General features: G+C 37.5%; 3 protein-coding genes. All 3 read right to left on the bottom strand.

Going from position 1 to position 2095, the window contains the following annotated elements; all coding sequences use genetic code 11:
• Positions 1-439 precede the first annotated feature (439 nt).
• Complete coding sequence (locus MTBBW1_RS21325; RefSeq protein ID WP_080806938.1) at positions 440-745, bottom strand: P-loop NTPase family protein; 306 nt, start codon at positions 743-745, stop codon at positions 440-442.
• Positions 742-1269, bottom strand: coding sequence for a hypothetical protein (locus tag MTBBW1_RS21320; protein ID WP_080806936.1), 528 nt, complete (start codon positions 1267-1269; stop codon positions 742-744). The genes MTBBW1_RS21325 and MTBBW1_RS21320 overlap by 4 nt, the downstream gene beginning before the upstream one ends.
• 235 nt (positions 1270-1504) lie before the next feature.
• A partial coding sequence (locus MTBBW1_RS21315) for a PD-(D/E)XK nuclease domain-containing protein (protein ID WP_186441603.1) occupies positions 1505-2095 on the bottom strand: 591 nt, incomplete at its 5' end.

The following is a 2095-nucleotide window of genomic DNA, read 5'->3' as shown; positions in this document are numbered from 1 at the left end:
TGAAAACACATTCTGTTTTCATGATCGAGGGTGGCCAAAATCTCATTTGGCTATGAGGGTTACCGTGAAAATAACTATCATTTTTATATTTGGGCTTATTGATACGTAATTAATCATGCCTGTTTACTTTAACACTTATCTTTTTATTACCGTTTTTTCCTGAAACAACTATTAAGACTTAAGGAAATACAATAATTGTGCCACACTGGCCAGTAGTTGCTCTTATATTTTATTATTTTACATTACAGATAGTTATTGTTTATTTTTTTCAAACAGCAACTATTATAATCAGAATCATGACAAATTATGAACGCTACTTTTTTAGTCAATTGCGCAACATAACGTTAACCACCCTGCATCCAAAATAGAGCATCGGTGAAGCTCAGTTTCACCTCATGGTTGGGGAAACCAATGCGAAAAAAATCCCGGGGGCCAAGTCTCATGGATTTTTTATTAGAAAATCTCCGTAACATACTGATATACAACGACTTTCATGTTTTTTGTGATGCGTCAGCAAACATGGGGCTTTATAAAGGGCATAAATCAACTCGGCAAAGCGATCTACAATAAGTTCATGGCTGTATTTTATATCATGTTTGTCTGCCTGCTCCTTAAGAATCGCAGTTATTCTTTTATGAAGCTCTTCTTTACCATTTAAGACTCCCCTTCCAAAGCTTATGGATATAACAGGATATTTATTATTCCAGTTCCGGATTTCCCCAGACGTTTTGTAGAAGCAGCTCATTTTTTTGATTTAACACTCATCCATTTGTGCTCGATCTTTCCAAGCATTACCTTAAGGTCTTCAACATTCATCTCTTGTAATTCATCACTTGAAGGAACCGAAAGCCCCAGGATCTCATGGAAAAGACGAATTTTACCTATAACTTCACCTTTACCAACACCAATTTTTTCACCTTTATCCAAGCCTATTTTTTCACCTTTATCTAAGCCAATTTTTTCACCTTCTTTTATGCCTTCTTTTATGCCTTCAACTCTTGATGATTCAATCCCTGAATAATAATCCCTTTTCCATTTCATATGTGCTTCATAGGCATCAAGAAGGGCTTCATCACGGGTGAATGCTTCATATTTTTCATGGGCCTTACTTATCTGGGGATTTTCTTTGAGCAATATTTTCATGGCTTCATCTCCTTCTGTTTTACCTTCATTTTTCATAAACTTCTGTTTTTGATTGGAGGTAATATCCAGTTCCAGTGTCTCTTTCAGCTCCTTTGGTGTCCAGTAGCGATGGGCATGTTTACTCATGTGCAGCAGAATGGTCTTTGCATGGATGTCGTTGACTCGCTGGAGGCACAGACTTGCGAGTGGGAAAATAATGCAAAGAAGGTACACTCATTTGATTTTTTACTTAAATTTTCATTTTTTGAATCACGGATTACACAGATTACTCTGATTTCACGGATTTTTTATTCTTCCTTTTCATGAAAATCATGGTTCAAAAAAATTACCATAACATCATATTGTTCAATAAAAACAATGCTTAAACCATTTCAAAGGCAAAACCCACAACATTCCTCTCTTTTTTTGAAAAATCTATCCCCACAAGTACGACTTCTTTGCCTGCCTTCACATATTGGTGGTGATAACCCCTTTCCCTGATCTGATCTATTGCCTTTTTCCCATCCCCAACAATTTCTACAACCTTGAACTCAAAAACGTAAACCCTGTCATTGGTTTTTATCACAAGATCTGCCCTGCCGTGGCTGGAGCTTTTTTCCGGAGTAATATCAAACCCGATGGATGTAAAAAATGAATATACAACAGAAGCATAATAACCTTCATATTTATCAAGAGTGCCTGCATTGTACCATTCAAAGGGAATGGATGAAAACAATCGCTCAAGGGTGGCTTTCACAACATCCATATCCCTTGCTTCAAGGGCACGGTACATATCGTTCTGGAAACCTGCTGTGTTCAGTGTGTCCGGAGTGTAGTCATTTAGCAGGGCATCGGTGAAGCTAAGTTTTACCTCCTGGTTAGGAAAACCAAGGCGAAATACATCCCTTGGCCCAACCCTCATGGCTTTTTTTATGGTAAGATAGCCGCTTTGGAACATTATTGTTTCGAGTGT

This window comes from Desulfamplus magnetovallimortis (genome assembly GCF_900170035.1).
Classification (GTDB): domain Bacteria; phylum Desulfobacterota; class Desulfobacteria; order Desulfobacterales; family Desulfobacteraceae; genus Desulfamplus; species Desulfamplus magnetovallimortis.
This window is presented reverse-complemented; position numbering and strand designations above follow the sequence as displayed.

Excerpts from the sequence above, each read along its gene's own strand:
- MTBBW1_RS21320 (WP_080806936.1), bottom strand. The coding sequence starts at position 1,269 with ATGAGTAAACATGCCCATCGCTACTGGACACCAAAGGAGCTGAAAGAG.
- MTBBW1_RS21325 (WP_080806938.1), bottom strand. The coding sequence starts at position 745 with ATGAGCTGCTTCTACAAAACGTCTGGGGAAATCCGGAACTGGAATAAT.